This window comes from Nonomuraea sp. B5E05, from assembly GCF_039880665.1.
Lineage (GTDB): Bacteria > Actinomycetota > Actinomycetes > Streptosporangiales > Streptosporangiaceae > Nonomuraea.
In genome coordinates this window covers 219,846-237,554 of the sequence record NZ_JBDPMJ010000004.1, presented here as the reverse complement: position 1 = coordinate 237,554, position 17,709 = coordinate 219,846, and the positions used below count along the sequence as shown (strand labels likewise).

At 72.0% G+C, this 17,709-nt stretch carries 14 protein-coding genes; 6 read left to right on the top strand and 8 right to left on the bottom strand.

The genetic code is table 11. The features are described 5' to 3' along the window. Positions 1–8: 8 nt before the first annotated feature. The 6 genes from ABGB01_RS09860 to ABGB01_RS09835 all read right to left on the bottom strand — a co-directional run bounded on the left by ABGB01_RS09860 (position 9) and on the right by ABGB01_RS09835 (position 7,572). Positions 9–2,609 (bottom strand): PEP/pyruvate-binding domain-containing protein, encoded by a 2,601-nt coding sequence (locus tag ABGB01_RS09860; protein ID WP_347772519.1) that lies wholly within the window; start codon positions 2,607–2,609, stop codon positions 9–11. Positions 2,610–2,688: 79 nt separating this feature from the next. Continuing rightward, positions 2,689–3,588 carry an alkaline phosphatase family protein gene (locus tag ABGB01_RS09855; protein WP_347772517.1) on the bottom strand — a complete coding sequence of 300 codons (900 nt, stop codon included), beginning with the start codon at positions 3,586–3,588 and terminating at the stop codon, positions 2,689–2,691. Positions 3,589–3,617: 29 nt separating this feature from the next. Beyond that, positions 3,618–4,391, bottom strand: a complete 774-nt coding sequence (locus tag ABGB01_RS09850) for a sugar phosphate isomerase/epimerase (RefSeq protein WP_347772515.1) — start codon at positions 4,389–4,391, stop codon at positions 3,618–3,620. Further along, positions 4,388–5,380 (bottom strand): LacI family DNA-binding transcriptional regulator, encoded by a 993-nt coding sequence (locus ABGB01_RS09845; RefSeq protein WP_347772513.1) that lies wholly within the window; start codon positions 5,378–5,380, stop codon positions 4,388–4,390. Before ABGB01_RS09845 ends, ABGB01_RS09850 begins: the two co-directional genes overlap by 4 nt. A gap of 116 nt (positions 5,381–5,496) precedes the next feature. Continuing rightward, positions 5,497–6,780 carry a hypothetical protein gene (locus ABGB01_RS09840; RefSeq protein WP_347772511.1) on the bottom strand — a complete coding sequence of 428 codons (1,284 nt, stop codon included), beginning with the start codon at positions 6,778–6,780 and terminating at the stop codon, positions 5,497–5,499. 228 nt (positions 6,781–7,008) lie between these two features. Further along, on the bottom strand, positions 7,009–7,572 hold the full coding sequence (locus ABGB01_RS09835) for a TetR/AcrR family transcriptional regulator (protein WP_347772509.1): 564 nt from the start codon (positions 7,570–7,572) through the stop codon (positions 7,009–7,011). Positions 7,573–7,656: 84 nt separating this feature from the next. Here ABGB01_RS09835 and ABGB01_RS09830 point away from each other — a divergent pair, with 84 nt between their 5' ends. From ABGB01_RS09830 to ABGB01_RS09810, 5 genes are all read left to right on the top strand, one after another. After that, positions 7,657–8,388, top strand: a complete 732-nt coding sequence (locus ABGB01_RS09830) for an SDR family oxidoreductase (RefSeq protein ID WP_347772507.1) — start codon at positions 7,657–7,659, stop codon at positions 8,386–8,388. A 177-nt stretch (positions 8,389–8,565) separates the two neighbouring features. Continuing rightward, positions 8,566–9,306, top strand: coding sequence for a hypothetical protein (locus tag ABGB01_RS09825; protein ID WP_347772505.1), 741 nt, complete (start codon positions 8,566–8,568; stop codon positions 9,304–9,306). Between the two features lie 61 nt (positions 9,307–9,367). After that, positions 9,368–10,531 carry a thiolase family protein gene (locus ABGB01_RS09820; protein WP_347772922.1) on the top strand — a complete coding sequence of 388 codons (1,164 nt, stop codon included), beginning with the start codon at positions 9,368–9,370 and terminating at the stop codon, positions 10,529–10,531. Beyond that, positions 10,528–12,615 carry a 3-hydroxyacyl-CoA dehydrogenase NAD-binding domain-containing protein gene (locus ABGB01_RS09815; protein ID WP_347772503.1) on the top strand — a complete coding sequence of 696 codons (2,088 nt, stop codon included), beginning with the start codon at positions 10,528–10,530 and terminating at the stop codon, positions 12,613–12,615. The genes ABGB01_RS09820 and ABGB01_RS09815 overlap by 4 nt, the downstream gene beginning before the upstream one ends. Before the next feature lie 100 nt (positions 12,616–12,715). After that, entirely contained in the window at positions 12,716–13,099 is a 384-nt protein-coding gene (locus ABGB01_RS09810; protein WP_347772501.1) for an SSI family serine proteinase inhibitor, read from the top strand. A gap of 37 nt (positions 13,100–13,136) precedes the next feature. Here ABGB01_RS09810 and ABGB01_RS09805 read toward each other — a convergent pair whose 3' ends face one another. Then, on the bottom strand, positions 13,137–14,609 hold the full coding sequence (locus ABGB01_RS09805; protein ID WP_347772499.1) for an amino acid permease: 1,473 nt from the start codon (positions 14,607–14,609) through the stop codon (positions 13,137–13,139). Between the two features lie 62 nt (positions 14,610–14,671). Beyond that, a complete protein-coding gene (dxs, locus tag ABGB01_RS09800; protein ID WP_347772920.1) occupies positions 14,672–16,576 on the bottom strand; it encodes a 1-deoxy-D-xylulose-5-phosphate synthase in 1,905 nt (634 codons plus the stop codon). Positions 16,577–16,744: 168 nt separating this feature from the next. Between dxs and ABGB01_RS09795 the strand changes: the two genes are divergently transcribed. Further along, positions 16,745–17,596, top strand: coding sequence for a neutral zinc metallopeptidase (locus tag ABGB01_RS09795; RefSeq protein WP_347772497.1), 852 nt, complete (start codon positions 16,745–16,747; stop codon positions 17,594–17,596). Positions 17,597–17,709: the final 113 nt, after the last annotated feature.

Sequence of the window (17,709 nt, the reverse complement as noted above, 5' to 3'; positions counted from 1 at the left end):
GGCCTCCGTCAGGTCGGCAGGGTGACCGTGCCCGCGGCGCCGTTCACGGTGATCTTCTGGCCGGTGGTGATGCGGTGGGTGGCCTCGGCGACGCCGACGACGGCCGGGATGCCGTACTCCCTGGCCACCACCGCGCCGTGCGACATCGAGCCCCCCATCTCCATGACGAGCCCGCTCGCCGTCAGGAACAGCGGTGTCCAGCCGGGGTCCGTCGAGGGGCAGACCAGGATCTCGCCCGGCTCCAGGTGCGCGCCGATCGGGTCCATCACCACCCTCGCCACGCCCGTGACGGTGCCCGCCGACGCGGCCGTGCCGGTCAGCGCGCCGGACGCGGCGGCAGAGGTGGCGAGCGCCTCCGGTTCGGTTCCGTCGGACAGCAGGACCCTGGGCACGTGCCTGCGGCGCGACTCCCGTTCGTACGCCTCCCGCCGCCCCGCCACGAGCCCGCGCAGGTCGCCGCCGCCCAGAGCGGCCCTGGCCTCTCTCAGGTCGAGGAAGAACACGTCCCGCGCCGCGTCCAGCACCCCGAGGCCGACCAGGTGCTCCCCCACCTGCAGCAGGCTCCGCCGCACGCCGGCGAGGATCTTGACCACGTAGAACTTGGGCAGCTCGCGCAGCCCCGCGTACATCCGCGTGCGCCCGAGCGCGAACCGCACCACGGCGGCCCGCCACCGGCCCTTGCGTCCGGCCTCGGCGGCCACCCGGGCGATCTCCGCCCGCGCCTCCCGCGCGCCCCTGGCGAACAGGGCGGCGGGCGCGAGGGCGGTGTCGCCGTCCATGCGCAGGTAGTTGGCGATCACGCCGAGGATGTGCGCGGGCTCCTCCGACCAGCGGGGGACGCCGAGGTCGATCTCGGCGACGCCGCGATGGCCGTACGTGTCCAGAAATCTGGTGATCTCTCGCTGGGCGATGGGCGGGAGCGTCCCCGCACGGTAGCGGCGGACCAGTTCCTCCACCGGCTCCGTCACGAACGGCTCGGGCTCGACTCGGGTGGACAGGTCCCACAGTTCCAGGTCCATCTCCGTGGTCGGGTTGTGCGGGACGCTGCGCAGGACGTCCTGCATGTCGCCGATCGGCACGCCGGAGAGCCTGGACGACAACGCGAACAGGCCGTAGCCCGTGATCGCGATCGGCATGATCGAGACGATGAGGGGGAACGCGCGGGAGAGCACGCGCTGGGCGTGGTCGAGGCGCTGCTCCGGGGTGGCCTCCGACGGCAGCGGCAGGCGCCGGTCGATCACCTCGCCCACGCGGGCGGCGTACGCCAGGGTCCTGCCCGGCCTGGTCAGCGCGAGCAGCGCCCGCGAGGGGGCGTGGATGCGGCGGGCGAAGCGGCGCAGGCCGCGGATCACCGGGCGGCGGGAGGTGTGCGTCAGCGACAGCCGGGGATCCGTCACCAGCTGTTCGATGACCGGTCCTGAGCGCGCCTCCCCGAGCTGCAACATGCGCGGCAGGATGGCGCGGCCGGCCCTGCTGCGTAGGGCGGTGGTGACGTCCATCCACAACCGCTGCCCCGACTCGGTCATCGCGGGAGGGCCGTCGAGGGGGTCTGCGGGACCGTAGCCGAACAGCCCGGCCGCTCCCGAGGCGACCAGCTTGAGCGCCGACCGTCCCATGGGCGTGATCGGCCCCATGACACCCTGGGCGACGTTGAAGGAGAAGTACGCCCGCAGTCCCGGCCTGGAGTTGTCCGGCAGCGGGTAGAGCGTGGTGATCGGGCGCGCCTGGGTGAGGAGAAGCCCGCCGTCATGGTCGATGGCCCACTCGGTGTCCTGGGGGGCGCCGTAGTGATCCTCGACGCGCGTGCCCAGCTCGGCCAGCGCGAGCACCTCGGCGTCGGTCAGGCAGAGCTCTTTCCCCGGCTCTCCGTCCGGCGCGTCGCCGGCGGTCTCGACGCGTTCGGTGCCGCCCCCGGGCAGCGCGCGGACGGCCAGCCGCTTGTCGCCCGCGTGGCGGTCGAGGATCTCGCCCCCATGAACGACGAAGCGGTCGGGGTTCACGGCGCCGGAGACCACGGCCTCGCCGAGCCCGGGAGCCGCGTCGATGACGGCCTCGCGCCGCCGGCCCGTCACCGGGTTGGCGGTGAACATGACACCCGACACCCGCGCGTTCACCATGGTCTGGACGACCACCGCGAGCCGCACGGCGGCGTGGTCGATGCCGTTCGACTCGCGGTAGGCGACGGCGCGGTCGGTCCAGAGCGAGGCCCAGCAGCGGCGTACGGCGTCGACCACCGCGTCCGCGCCCACCACGTTGAGGAAGGTGTCCTGCTGCCCGGCGAAGCTGGCGAACGGCAGGTCCTCGGCCGTGGCGGAGGAGCGCACGGCCACCGGCACGTCGTTGCCGAGCGCGGCGTACGCCTTCACGATCGTCTCGCGCACGGCGTCCGGCACCGGGGCCCCCAGCAGGTGGCGCCTGGCGCGCTCGGCGAGCCCGTCGCCGCTCGTCTCCAGGCCCTCGGCGACCTGGCGGTAGGCCTGCGTGGTCAGCACCCAGCCGGGTGGTACGGGCAGCCCCGCCCTGGTCAGCTCGCCGAGGTTGGCGGCCTTCCCGCCCACCTCGGCGAGCATCCCCGCGTCGATCTCGGAGAAGTCCAGTGCCGTGTTCATCAGCTTCATCCCTGCCCTTCTGCGTCCTGACATGAGTGTCACGCTTTCCCGGCAGAAATTCAACACTTGATGAAAGACGTCACAGTCCCAGCGGCGCACCGTCCAGGTTCCACGCGGAATCGACGGCCACCCCGAGCGAGGCGAGCACCGTGGGGGCCACGTCGACCAGCCGGGGCCCGGCCAGGGAACGATGGGCAAGGCGCTCCCCCAGCCGGTTGGCGATCACGAACACCCTGCGCTCCTCCTCCGAGACGCCGCCGTGACCGCCCTCGTCCACGTGACCGTGGTCAGTGGTGATGAGCACGGTCCAGCGCTCGCGCGCGTACGTGGGCCGGGCGCGGACGGTGTCGAGCAGGCGCCCCAGGTAGGCGTCCTGGGCCTGGAGGGCGGCGGTGTACTCGGGACAGTGCGGGCCGAGATCGTGGGCCACCTCGTCGGTGTCGCCGAGGTAGACGAACACGGCGTCCGGGCCGGTCTCCGACAGGTGCCGCTCGGCCGCGGCGGCGACCTGCTCGTCGGCCTCGGCCCAGCCGATCGCGTAGCCGTCGAGCACGAACCGGTGGTCGACCGCCGGGCCGAACGCGCCGTGCTCGGCGAGCGCCGCCCAGGAGAAGAAGGCCGCGGTGTTCAGCTCGGGGCGGGCCTTCTTCGCACGGGTCAGGAAGTCCGGAAATTTCTGGAATTGGGGTGCGGTGAAGCTGTTGTCTACGACGCCGTGCTTGTCGGGCCAGGCCCCGGTGGCGATGGACGACCAGCCGGGCCCCGAGTCCGTACGCGACCTGATCACCCGGCCGCCGGCCGCCGGCTCGGGGGCCTTGGGCACGACCTCGCCGGGCGACTCCGTACGCGGCGTGCCGGCCTCACCGTAGGGGAGCATGCTGGTGCCGTACGCGCCGGAGGCCATCAGCTCGGCCAGCACCGGCGCGCCCACGGCCTGGAGCCGGTCGAAGCGCAGGCCGTCCATCCCGACGACAAGCACTTTGTTCTGAGAAGGGGACATCCCCCTATCTAAGCGGTGAAACGTCGCACCCAGTCGGCCGCGCCCGGCAGGATCTCGTCGACCGGAGCGACCTGCGGATACCACGTGCGCTCCCACTCCAGCGACACCCAGCCGCCGTAGCCCGCGCCGCGCAGCAGCCCGCCCGCCTCGTCGAGCGGCACGGAGCCGGTCCACAAGGGCACCGGCGTGGTGTCGCGGGCCGAGACCGCGTCCTTGACCTGGACGTACGCCAGGTGGGGCCCGAACGCGGCGAGCGAGTCGGCCGGCGGCTCGCCGTTGCGCCAGGGGTGCAGCAGGTCCCACAGAGCCCCGGTGGTCTCGGGGCAGCCCGTCTCGTCGAGCAGGGCGGCCACGGCGGCGCCGGTGGCCATGTCGTCGTGCGTCTCGACGAGAACGCGGCAGCCGAGGGCGCCCGCCGTACCGGAGACCGCTTTGAGCCTGCGGGCGCCGACCGCCGGATCGTCGCCACGAGGGAAGACCCGCACGCCCGGGGCGCCCAGGTCGGCGGCGAGCCGCAGGTCGGCGAGGAGCGCCGCGACGACGGGTTCGTCCGGCCCCGGCTCACAGACACCGACATAGCCAGCAAGGGCCGAAATTTCCAGGCCCGCCCGCTCCACCCGCTCCCGCACCGACCGCCGCTCCGCGGCGTCCAGGCCGGCATGCACGCCGGTCTCGGGGTGCAGGCGCAGCTCGAGCCCCTGGCAGCCGCCTCCGGCCGCGATCTCGATCGCCCTGTCGAGCCCCTCGCCGGGCATGCCCAGCGTGCTGACCGCCAGCCTCACGTCATCCTCCGCACGCTCTCCCGCAGCACGACCTCGCCCGCGACCTGCTCGACCACGACCGGATCTCCTTCACCCAGCGCCAGCTCCAGCGCCCGGGCCCCCATGTCCTTCAGCGGCAGGCGCACGGTCGTCAGAGCCGGCACATGATCACGCAGCGTGACGATGTCGTCGAACCCGGCCACCGAGACGTCGTCGGGCACCCGGACGCCGCGCTCTCGATAGGCCGCGAGCGCCCCGACCGCCATCACGTCGTTGACCGCGAACACGCAGGTCACGTCGCCTGCCTGCGAGGCCGCGGCGTAGCCGCCGTCGCGGTCGAACGGCCCGTGGATCACCTGCGGCGCGGGCAGCCCCAGCTCCTCCAGCGCCTCGACGAACCCGGCGCAGCGGTCGGCCGCCGTCACCAGGTGCGGCGGCCCTGCCAGCACCGCGAAGCGCGTGTGCCCCAGATCGGCCAGGGCCCGGGCGAGCTCGGCCGCGCCCTGCCGGTTGGCCGGCGCGACCGTGTCGACGCCGAGCAGGTCCTGGCCCACGCAGGCCGCCCGCCCGCCGCCCGCCTGGTATCGGGCCAACTCGTCGCGCAGGAGCCCGGTGACGGCCGGGTCGGCCACGCGCGAGCCCACGAGCAGGACCGCCCTGACGCGCTGGGCGTTGAGCGTCGCCACGTAGGCGAGCTCCTGCTCGGGGTCGCGATGCGTGGTGCCCACCATGACGAGCAGGCCTTCAGTGGCCGCCGCCCGCATGGCCCCGTCGGCCAGGGCCGCGAAATAGGGGTCGGTCAGGTCGTGGACGACGATGCCGATGACGTTGCTCGCGCCGCGGGCCAGCGTCTGGGCCGCGATGTTGGCGCGGTAGCCCAGCTCGTCGGCGGCCTGCTCGACCCGCGCCCGCAGGGCCGCGCCGACCTGGCGGGTGCTGCCGTTGAGCACCCGCGAGGCGGTCGCCAGGGAGACGCCCGCCTGCTTGGCGACGTCTTCAAGCGTGACCACGAGACCTCCCAGGAAAGCGGTTTCCAAGTCTGCCAGACCAGGACCTGGATCCGCATCCTACGGGTGGACCGCGGTCGGCGGCCCACCCGGAGAGTGGTCTGTCCCGCGCCCGGGCCCTACGCCCAGGGGAACAGGATGTCGAGCAGCCCCTTCCGCTCCTCCTCGGTCGGCTCGGGCTCGGGCACCGGTGCCTGCGTCGGCTGCGTCGGCTGCGTCTGCTGCGTCGCGGGAGGCTGATCCTGCGACTCCTGTCTGGTGCTCCTCGGCTCCCTGTTCACGCGCGTCTCGCTCGAGGTGTCGGTGTCCCGCATCTGGTCCTGCGGGGACCGGGTGTTCCTCGGGCTGGCCTTGGTGGTCGGGTCGCCGATGTCGCGCGTGGGCGACGGGCGGCGGCTCTCCGGCTCACGCGTGGGCCGGGTCTGCCCCTGCTGGCGGTCCGGCCGCGCCGGCTCCGAGTCGGTGGGCTCGTCGGCAGCCGGGTCGGAGGGCTCGGTGTCGGTCTCCTCCTCCACCGGCGTCTCCTCCTCCGAGGGAACAGCCGAGTCGGAGGGGGCGGTCACCTCGCCGGCGCTGGCGCACCTGCCGCCCGCGCACGGGTCGTCGGAGGACGTACCGGTGACCATCCAGCCCACGCCGACGCCGACCAGCACCACCGCGGCGGCCGCCACCAGCAGGACGCGGGTGCGGTGCCGCACCTCACCTTCGCCGCCGCCGGCGGCGTCATCGTCACCGCCACGGGAGGAACGCCTCTCGCCGGATTCGTCGGTCCAGCCGGAGCCGAGAAAGCCGCGCTTGGGCTTGTCGTCGTCGCGGTCGTCCGTCTCGTAACCCTGGTCGAGCGGGAGGTAGGGAGACTCGTCGTCGGCGTGACGGGAGCCGCCGCGCTCGTGCAGCACCTCGTGCGGGCCACTGGGCCCGCCGAAGTCGTGCGGGCCGCTGGGACCCCCGAAATCATGCGGACCGCTCGGACCACCGAAATCATGCGGACCGCTGGGCCCACCGAAATCATGGGCACCGCTCGGGCCGCCGAACTCGTGCCCACCACTGGGCCCACCGCTGGACCCGCCGAACTCGTGCCCGCTGGAACCGCTCAGCACGTCACGGTGGGAGTCGTTCCCGCCGCCCAGCACATCATGGGGGTCGCCGCCGCCCAGCACGTCACGCGGGCCGCTCCCCCCGTCGAGCACGTCATGCGAGCCGCCGGCGTCGTACGCCGAGGTCGTCCCGCCGAGCACGTCGTGATGACCGGGGTCGTCAAGGACGTCACGCCGCTCTATCAACTGGGGCTCGGCACCCTTTTCCAGCGGAAGGATGTAGGTCTCATTGCCGACCACCTGGATGGCGGGTTGTTCGTCGGTGTCTTCAGTGCTCCACCGCGGGGACAGCACATCACCCGTCATCTCCGGGTTTAACGGCCTACCCTGCCCATCCTCGTATGGCCTGTCGTTCTCGTCGCGCGCCACGATGGAACCTCTCTCATACGAATACGACCCGCCCTTTCCTAGCAGACACGACCACCACTTGTCCGGAAATTTCACATGTTTCCCTCAAAACACGCTGTGTAACGTGCGCCCCAGAGCTGTGCCGTCCAGCCCGCGCACGGGCGGACAACCACTCCAGGGAGCGCGTCAGCGCGCCAGACCGGACACCAGATCGTCGAGCGCCGACGTGATCCGCTCGACGCTCACCCCGCACCTCCTGAGCCGGTGGGCGAGCAACTCGGCGGACAGCGGCGCCAGCAGCGCGTCGGCCAGACCGTAGGCCTCGGCCTCCGGGCGCATCCGGCCGATCAGCATGACCAGATGGCCGTGGTAGGCGTCGTACGCGCCGCCGAAGCGGGCCAGCGGGCTCGCCGTCTCGGCCATGAGCAGCAGGTCGAGCTGCTCGACCGTCCGCTCTGCCAGTGCCCGCAGGAACGCCCTGACGCGCTCGGCCGGCTCGGCCCCTGGACCGAGCGGCGGCGGGCCCTCGAGGAACGCCGCCTGGAACGCCTTCTCCCGCCGGTCGATGAGCGCGTACGCGAGCCCTGACCGGTCACCGAAGCGCCGGTAAAGCGTGCCGACGCCCACTCCGGCCGCCGCCGCCACCTCCGCCATGGACAGGCCCTCCACCCCGTGCGTGGCCACGATGCGCTCAGCCGCGGAGAGGATCTTCGCGCGGTTGCGGGCCGCGTCACTGCGCTCGCGTCTCACGATCGCCATCCTTGCACCGCTTGCATCCGGAATCCATTCCGCTTACTGTCTCAAGCGGAACGCATTCCACTTGAAGGAGAAGTCATGGAACACAAGGTCGCCCTCGTCACCGGCGGCAGCAGGGGCATCGGCGCAGCCATCGCGCGCCGCCTGGCCGGCGACGGCTTCGACGTCGCCATCACCTACCGAAGCGCGAGCGACCGGGCCGCCGCCGTGCTCAAGGAGGTCGAGGCGGCCGGCGTGCGCGGGCTCGCCCTGCGCGCCGAGGCCGCCGACCCGCGGGAGCTGGTCGAGGCGGTCGAGCGGACGGTGCGCGAGCTGGGCCGGCTCGACGTGGTGGTGGGCAGCGCGGGCATCGCACCGTACGGGCCGCTGGAGGAGGTGACGCTCGCCCAGGTGGACGAGGTGCTGGCCGTGCACACGCGCGCGTCGTTCGTGCTGGCGCAGGCGGCGGCCCGGCACCTGCCGGACGGCGGCCGCATCGTCTTCATCGGCAGCAGCCTGGCCGAGCGGGTGCCGTACGCGGGCTGGACGGCGTACGCCATGAGCAAGTCCGCGCTGGCCGGGCTCGTCAAGGGCCTGGCCAGAGACCTCGGCCCGCGCGGCATCACCGCGAACGTCGTGCAGCCCGGCTCCACCGACACCGAGATGAACCCCGCGGACAGTCCGGAGGCCGACGCGGAACGCGGCTACACGGCGCTCGGCGTGTACTGCTCGCCCGACGACATCGCCGCCACCGTCGCCCACCTCGCCGGGGACGGCGGGCGTACCATCACGGGCGCCGCCATCCCCGTGGACGCCGGCGTCACGGCCTGACGCGGCAGCGGCTCGCCCCCGGAGCCCCGACCGTGCCGACGGCAGCAGCGAGGGCTCCATCCAGTGACTCCTCCGCTCCCGATTCACCCATCACCTGAAGGCGACGGTCCCCTCAGGATGCTGTTATTGACGCGAATCACAGGCGTCGCTACGCCGGGTGACGCCATCATGACGGTCATGCTGTTGACCGAGATGGCGCCCCCTCCAGGCGCCGAGCAGGTGACCGGGCTGCGGGCCCGCGCCAGGGCCGCCCGCCACCGCGCCTTCGTCGCGCTGTCCGCCTCGATCGCGGTGCTGACCACCGCCCAGTTGCTCGCCGACCGGGCGCCGACCAGGGAGCAGACGGTGCCGCTCGCGGTGTTGTCCCTGGTGGCCCTCGCGGCGGCGCTGCCCGCGATGACCGCCACCCAGTACGCCTGGGGCGTGCAGGCCCGCCTGGTCCGGTGGCGCGAGCGCGAGCTGTACGGCGCCTCGCGCTCGGGCCGGACACGACCGTTCAGCCGGCTCGCCGTCGCCGCGGGCTGGGCCGTGACGCTGCTCCTCGGCGGCACCACGCCGGCCTTCTTCGACCAGGCCGCCCTGTACTCCGTCGCCGACGACCTGAGCTGGGCGATCGAGGCGCTGGCGGTGATGACTTGCGGGGCGGGGGTGCTGTTCCTGCTGTGGTGGGCCCGTGACGCGCTGGGGCTGCTGGCGCGCGCCAGGCGATCGGGCGCCTCCCCCGGCGATCCGTGGGATCCGGGCCAGGGCACGCGCCGGCGCGCGGCAGCGCTCCGGACGGGCGTGCTCTGGGCGGGTGCGGCCGTGGCGGTGGCCGCGCTGCTCGCGGCCCGCGCCCATCTCTGGGAGCCGGCGACGGCGGCGGTGTACGCGCTGCTGACGGCCGCCCTCGTCCTCGGAGTAGTTACTGACGAGTAGCATAGGCACGGAACCCATTCAGCCAACGAGGAGCGAATCCGTGCCTTCCTCTCGTGACGTCGTGTTCGTCGACGGCGTGCGCACACCCTTCGGCCGGTCGGGGCCGAAAGGGCTGTACGCGGAGACCCGCGCCGACGACCTGGTCGTCCGCGTCATCCGCGAGCTCATCAGGCGCAACCCCGGCCTGCCGCCCGAGCGCGTCGACGAGGTCGCCATCGCCGCGACCACGCAGATCGGCGACCAGGGCCTGACCATCGGCCGCTCGGCGGCGGTGCTGGCGGGGCTGCCGAAGACCGTGCCCGGCTACGCGATCGACCGCATGTGCGCGGGCGCGATGACCGCGGTCACCACGGTCGCGGGCGGCATCGCGTTCGGCGCGTACGACGTCGCCATCGCCGGCGGCGTCGAGCACATGGGCCGACACCCGATGGGCGAGGGCGTCGACCCGAACCCGCGCTTCCTGTCGGAGAAGCTGGTCGACCCGAGCGCCCTGGTGATGGGCATGACCGCGGAGAACCTGCACGACCGCTATCCGTCGATCACCAAGGAGCGCGCGGACGCGTACGCGGTGTTGTCGCAGGAACGGGCGGCCAAGGCCTACGCCGACGGCAGGATCCAGCCCGACCTGGTGCCGGCCGCGATCAGGACGGCGGAGAAGGGCTGGGGCCTGGCGGTCGAGGACGAGGCGCCCAGGCCGGGCACGACCATGGAGGGCCTGAGCGCGCTCAAGACGCCGTTCCGTCCGCACGGCAACGTCACGGCGGGCAACTCCTCCGGCATCAACGACGGCGCCACCGGCTGCGTCGTGGCCGCCAGGGAGGCCGCGGACGAGCTGGGGCTGGCGCCGAAGATGCGGCTCGTGTCGTACGCGTTCGCGGGCGTGGACCCCGAGGTCATGGGCGTGGGGCCGATCCCGTCCACGCAGCGGGCGCTGCGCCTGGCCGGCCTGGACATCTCCGACATCGGGCTGTTCGAGATCAACGAGGCGTTCGCCGTGCAGGTGCTGGCGTTCCTCGAGCACTTCGGCATCGCCGACGACGACCCCCGCGTGAACCCCTACGGCGGCGCCATCGCCTACGGCCACCCGCTGGCCTCCTCGGGCGTGCGGCTGATGACGCAGCTCGCGCGGCAGTTCGGCGAACGTCCTGACGTGCGTTACGGCATCACCACGATGTGCGTCGGCCTGGGCATGGGCGGCACTGTGATCTGGGAGAACCTGGCATGAGCGAGCTGGAGAACTGGCGTGCGCTGCTGAGCGAGCGCGCCGCCGACGAGGTCGTCACCAAGGCACTGGTACGCGACGTGCGGCTGCCCGGCGGCGCGGGCACCATGGCGCTGATCACCCTGGACAACGGCTTCGACCACACCAGGCCGAACACGTTCGGCCCGCACGGCCTGTTCGCGCTGAACGGCGCCCTGTCGGAGATCGCCGAGCGCACCGACCTGGCCGCGGTGGGCGTGACGGGCAAGCCTTTCATCTTCGCCGTCGGCGCCGACCTGAAGGGCGCGGCGGCGCTGGCCACCCGCGAGGAGGCGCTGGCGGTCGCCGCGCTCGGCCACCACGTGTTCCGCCGGCTCGGCGAGCTGCCGATCCCGTCGTTCGCGTTCGTGAACGGCGCTGCCATGGGCGGAGGGCTCGAGGTCGCGCTGCACTGCACGTACCGGACGATCTCCTCGGGCGTGACCGCGGTGGCGCTGCCGGAGTGTTTCCTCGGCCTGGTGCCCGGCTGGGGCGGCACGCAACTGCTGCCACGCCTGATCGGCCCGGCGAACGCGGTCAGGCTGATCATCGAGAACCCGCTGGCGCAGAACCGCCTGACCAGGGGCAAGGAGGCGTACGAGCTGGGCGTCGCCGACGCCATGTTCGAGCCGGCCGACTTCCTGGAGGAGTCGCTGCGCTGGGCCGCCCGGGTGATCAACGGCGAGGTGGTCGTGGAGCGGCCCGAGCACGACGGCTGGGACAAGGCGGTCGGCGACGCGCGGTTCCTGGTCGACATGAAGCTGCGCGGCGCCTCCCCCGCCCCCTACCGGGCGCTCGACCTGATCGCGCAGGCCCGCACGGCCACCCGCGACGAGGGGTTCGCCGCCGAGGACGAGGCGCTGGCCGACCTGCTGACGGGCGACGAGCTGCGGGCCGGGCTCTACGCGTTCGACCTGGTGCAGCGGCGCGCCAAGCAGCCGGCGGGCGCGCCGGACCCCTCCCTGGCCCGCAAGGTCACCAAGGTCGGCATCGTCGGGGCGGGGCTGATGGCCTCGCAGATGGCGCTGCTGTTCGCCCGCCGGCTCGAGGTGCCGGTCGTGCTGACCGACCTCGACCAGGCCAGGCTCGACAAGGGCGTGGCGTACGTACGCGACGAGATCGGCAAGCTGCTGGCCAGGGGCCGCCTCTCGCGGGACCAGGCCAACCGGCTCACGTCGCTGGTGACCGGCTCGCCGGCCAAGGACGCCTTCGCCGACGCCGACTTCGTGATCGAGGCGGTCTTCGAGGATCTGGCGGTCAAGAAGCAGGTCCTCGCCGAGGTGGAGGCGGTGGTCTCGGCCGGATGCGTGCTGGCCACGAACACCTCCTCGCTGTCGCTGACCGCGATGGGCGCCGATCTCGCGCACCCCGAGCGGCTGGTGGGGTTCCACTTCTTCAACCCGGTCGCGGTCATGCCGCTGCTGGAGATCGTCAGGGGCGCCGCCACGGACGACGCCACGCTGGCCACGGCGTTCGCGGTGGGCAGGACGCTGAAGAAGTCGTCGGTGCTGGTCAAGGACGCTCCGGCGTTCGTGGTCAACCGGCTGCTGACCCGCTTCATGGGCGAGGTCGTGGCGGCCGTGGACGAGGGCACGCCGCTGGAGACGGCCGAGCACGCGCTCGACGGGCTGGGCCTGCCGATGACGCCGTTCGCGCTGCTGCAGCTGGTCGGGCCGGCCGTCGGCCTGCACGTGGCGGAGACGCTGCACGAGGCGTTCCCCGAGCGGTTCGGCGTCTCGGCGAACCTGGCCGAGCTGGTCGCCGCCGGCAAGCCGGGCGTCTACCTGCCGGACCTCACGCTCGACGAGGAGGCGGTGGCGTTCTTCGCGGGCGGCTCCCAGGCGTCCACCGCCGAGCAGGTGCGCGAGCGGGTGCTGGCGGCGCTGGCCGAGGAGATCCGGATCATGCTGGACGAGGGCGTCGTCGCGGCGGCCCAGGACATCGACCTGTGCATGATTCTCGGCGCCGGCTGGCCGTTCCATCTGGGCGGCATCACGCCGTATCTGGACAGGTCCGGCATAGCACAACCCCCCTTCCTCGCCCCGGGCGTGGCCTCGATGCCTGCCTGAGCTCACGCGTGATTTTGCGGGGGCCCGCTCGGCGGGCCTCCGCGCGCCGGGCTCTCCTCCGCCGTAGCGTTTGGTGCCGTCCTACGAACGGAGAGTAAGCATGATGAGAGCAGCCGGCACCATCGCGCTCTGCGGAGCCCTCCTGGCGGGCGCGTCGTCGCCCGCCGTGGCGGCGCGCGACCCCAAGGTGCAGCTCAAGATCGTCAATTCGGTCAAGGGCGGAGCCACGAAGACCGCCTGGCTCCACTGCGCGCCCACCGGGGGCTCCCACCCCGACGCCCGCACGGCCTGCCGCCAGCTGCGCCGGGTGGGGGGCGACCCGGCCAAGCTCAACGTCTCGCCCAACGCGGTGTGCACGAAGGAGTTCCAGCCGCACGTGATCGCCGTCGTCGGCCGGTGGTACGGCAAGACGGTGAAGTGGGGGAAGGTCTACGCCAACGGCTGCCAGGCCAAGGCCGCGACCGGGGCCGTGGCCGCGCTCTGATCCCGGCATGGGGGTGGCCCGCGCCCCACCCCCCGGCTCAGCGGCCGCGCTTCTGCCAGGGCATCGCCGTCCTGCTGTGCCAGTAGCCGTAGGCGAAGTAGAGCACGATGCCGATGAGCATCCAGATGACGAACCGCAGCCACGTCTGCACCGGCAGGTTGAGCATCAGGTAGACGCAGGCCAGCACCGACAGGATCGGCAGGACCGGCACCAGCGGCGCCTTGAAGGCCCGCGGCAGGTCGGGCCGGGTGCGCCTGAGCACTATCACGCCGATCGACACCACGACGAACGCGAAGAGCGTGCCGATGTTCACCAGCTCGGCCAGCTCGCCGAACGACACGAACCCGGCCAGCGCCATCGTCACCAGCCCGATGAGGATCGTGAGCCGGACCGGCGTGCCGAACTGCGGATTGACCTTGGCCATCGGGCGCGGCAGCAGCCCGTCGCGGCACATCGCGAAGAGCACCCGGGTCTGGCCCAGCAGCAGTACGAGGACCACGGTCGTCAGGCCGGCCAGCGCGCCCACGCTGATGATCCCGGCCAGCCAGGGCTGGCCGACCGCGATGAAGGCGTCCGACAGGGGCGCCGACGTGCTCAGCTCGCTGTAGCGCTGCATGCCGACGACGACCAGGGAGACGGCGACGTACAGGATCGTGCAGATCGCCAGCGAGCCGATGATGCCGCGCGGCATGTCGCGCTGCGGCGTGACGGTCTCCTCCGCGGCGGTGGCCACGATGTCGAAGCCGATGAACGCGAAGAACACGATCGCCGCGGCCGAGAAGATGCCGATCACGCCGAACGCGACCGGCGTGATGCCGAACAGCACCTGGATGAGCGGCGCCTTCAGCCCCTCCACGCGCGGCGTGGGCACCGGGTCGGGGATGAACGGCGTGTAGTTGGCCCCCTTGATGAAGAACAGCCCGGCCACGATGACCAGCAGCACCACGGCGACCTTCGTGATCACGAGGATGAGGTTGACCCGCGAGGACAGCTTGATGCCGACCGCCAGGATCGTCGTGAGGACGGCGACGATGACGATGGCGGGAACGTTGACCACGGGGTCGTCACCGGCGATCGTGGCGGGCAGCTCGAGGCCGACGGACGCCAGCATCGAGGCGAAATAGCCCGACCAGCCCACCGACACCACCGCGGCGGCCAGCGCCAGCTCCAGGACCAGATCCCAGCCGATCACCCAGGCGGGGAACTCCCCCAGGGTGGCGAAGGAGAAGGTGTAGGCCGAGCCGGCCACCGGGATCGTGGAGGCGAACTCGGCGTAGCACAAGGCCGCCAGGGCGCACACGACGGCGGCGACGACGAAGGAGAGCGCCACCGCCGGGCCGGCCAGTTCCTTGGCGACCTGTCCCGTCAGCACGAAGATCCCCGTACCGACGATCACGCCGATGCCGAAGACCGTCAGGTCCGTGGCGGTCAGGCGCTTGCGCAACTGGTGCTCGGGGGCCTCGGTGTCGCGGATCGACTGCTCGACGCTCTTCGTGCGAAAGATGTCCACGCTCAGCGATCCTTCCCACACCCTCGGCTGTCATGCGCCGCCGAGGACAGCCCCCGAGGTGCTCAGTGGCGGGCGGGCTCGGCGGTCTGGGCGCGCTTGGCGACCGCCTCGGTGATCTGGCGGGCGAGGTCCTGACCGGTGAGGCCGATCCGGCCGAGAATCGCGGCCCGCTTGGCGTGGTCGAGGAACTCCTGCGGGATGCCGAAGGTGCGGACGGGCACGTCGACGTCGGCGTCGCGCAGGAGCCGGGCCACGGCGTCGCCCACCCCTCCGACCCTGCCGTTGTCCTCGACGACGGCCACCAGTTTGTGCTCCTTCGCCGCGGGGACGAGCGCCTCGTCGAGAGGCTTGACCCAGCGGGGGTCGACCACGGTCGTCGCGATGCCCTGGGCGTCGAGCAGGACCGCCGCGTCCATGCAGACTTGCGCCATCGGGCCCACGCCGACCAGCAGCACGTCGGGCTCGGCCGCGGGCTCGCCCTCCTGGTCGCCCTTCGGGGCGCGCAGCACGTCCATCTCTCCCAGCCGGCCCACCGCGTCGAGCGCCTCGGCGACCGGGCCCTTGGGGAAACGCAGCACGGTCGGGCCGTCGGAGACCTCCACGGCCTCGCGCAGCAGCTCGGTCAGCCGGTCGCCGTCGCGCGGCACCGCGACCCTGAGCCCGGGCACCACCTGGAGGATGGAAAGGTCCCACATGCCGTTGTGGCTGGCGCCGTCGTCGCCCGTGACGCCCGCCCGGTCGAGCACGACGGTGACCGGGAGCCGGTGCAGGGCGACGTCCATGAGGAGCTGGTCGAACGCGCGGTTGAGGAAGGTGGCGTAGACGGCCACCACCGGGTGCATGCCGCCGAGGGCGAGCCCCGCGGCGCTGGTGAGCGCGTGCTGCTCGGCGATGCCGACGTCGTAGATGCGGTCGGGGTAGGCCTCGGCGAACGCGTTGAGGCCCGTCGGGTGGAGCATGGCCGCGGTGATCGCGACCAGGTCGTCGCGCTCCTTGCCGAGCCGGACGAGCTCCTCGCTGAACACGTTGGTCCAGATGCGGCCCTTGGGCTTCTCCGCGCCGGTGAGCCGGTCGAAGGCGCCAGGCGAGTGGAACTGGTCCTCGTCGTGGTCTTCCGCGGGCGCGTAGCCGCGGCCCTTCTGGGTGAGCGCGTGCACGATGACCGGGCCGCGGAAGCCGCGGGCCTTGCGCAGGGCGGCCTCCATGGCCTGCTCGTCGTGGCCGTCGATGGGCCCGACGTATTTCAGGCCGAGGTCCTCGAACATCACCTGCGGCGCGATGACGTCCTTGACGCCCTTCTTGAAGCCGTGGAGCGCGTCGTAGAGGACGGGAACGTTGCCGATCTTGTCTTTGACGTATTCGAGGACGTCCTCGTAGTGGCGGTTGACGCGCAGCGAGGACAGGTGGGAGGCAAGGCCGCCGATGGTGGGCGAGTAGGAGCGGCCGTTGTCGTTGACCACGATGACGACGGGCAGGTCCTTGGCGGCGGCGATGTTGTTGAGCGCCTCCCAGGCCATGCCGCCGGTCAGGGCGCCGTCGCCGATCACCGCGACGACCGTGCGGTCGCGCTCGCCGCGCAGCTTGAACGCCTTGGCCAGGCCGTCGGCGTAGGACAGCGCGGTCGAGGCGTGGGAGTTCTCGACGAAGTCGTGCTCGGACTCGGCCCGGCTCGGATAGCCCGACAGGCCGCCCTCCTGCTTGAGGGCGTCGAACCCGGACGCGCGGCCGGTGAGGAGCTTGTGCACGTAGGCCTGGTGGCCGGTGTCCCAGACGACGGGGTCGTCCGGCGAGTCGAAGACCCGGTGCACGGCGATGGTCAGCTCGACCACGCCGAGGTTGGGGCCGAGGTGGCCGCCGTACTTCGCGCACGAGTCGACGAGCAGGTCACGGATCTCCCCCGCGAGCCGCGGCAACTCCTCCACAGCGAGCCGTTTGACGTCCTGCGGTCCCTTTACCGAGCCCAGCAACCCGCTCACGGATCCGACTCCCCTCTGCTCTTGTCCGCCGATTCCCCGAGTGTAGTTCGCGGACGCCTCACTGACTCCATCGAGTCAAACCCACCCCGGTATGTCCGATCTTGACCTACTCTTTCGGTACCTATGAACTCCGTCCCCAAAACTAAACTCGCAGCACTTGTGGCGGCCACGCTCGCTCTTGCCCTGGCAGCGGCCGGTCTGGTGCTCGTTCTGGTGGACGTGGCCATGACGGAGGACGGGTTACGCAACGGGGCCCAGCAGCTCGCCGCCCCACCGTCCCGGGCCTCGGGCCGGGAGGGAGGGGCCCCCGACCTCGACCGGGCGACGGCGACGCGGAATCCGGTCTACAGGACCGGGCGGCTCACCGACGTGAACTGCCGCCCCGGCACCCTGCCTGCCAGGAGCATCACCGCGTACCGGCGCTTCCTGACCCGCGTGACCGCGTGCCTGAACCGGGTGTGGGGCGCGCAGTTCCGCAAGGCGGAGATGACCTTCACCAAACCACGTCTGCGCATCATCACTCGGAAAGTCAAGACGCCCTGCGGGGTGTGGAACGCCGGCGCCGACGGCGTCTACTGCTCCACCGACCGCACCATGTACCTGATGATCAGCAAGGACCAGCTGCGCAACCCGTTCCCGCTCGGGATCACCCGGTTGATCGCCCACGAGTACGGCCACCACGTCCAGCAGATCTCCGGCATCTGGACCTACTACTGGACGGCCAGGACCCTCGCGGGCAAGGCTCGACGGCTGCAGCTCTCGCGCAAGTCCGAACTCCAGGCGGAGTGCTTCTCCGCCGCCTTCATGAGCACGATGCGGGGCTCGGACCTGGTCTCCGACGCCGACTGGGCCTACACCGTGGAGTGGTTCAGGAAGAACGGCGCCAAGGGCTGGCCCCAGAACGACCACGGCAGAGGGCCCACGCAGGCGGCCTGGATGACACGCGGGTTCGAACGCGGCACGCCCGGCGCGTGCAACACCTGGGCCTCCGCGTCACGTAACGTACGATGATCTATGATCCGCCATCGTGCGCGTATCCCACTTAGCGGTAACCATGTGCGTGGTCGCGGGTCTGCTCCTTCCGAGCCCCGCACGCGCGGCGCAACGCACCGCGCACGCCGGGC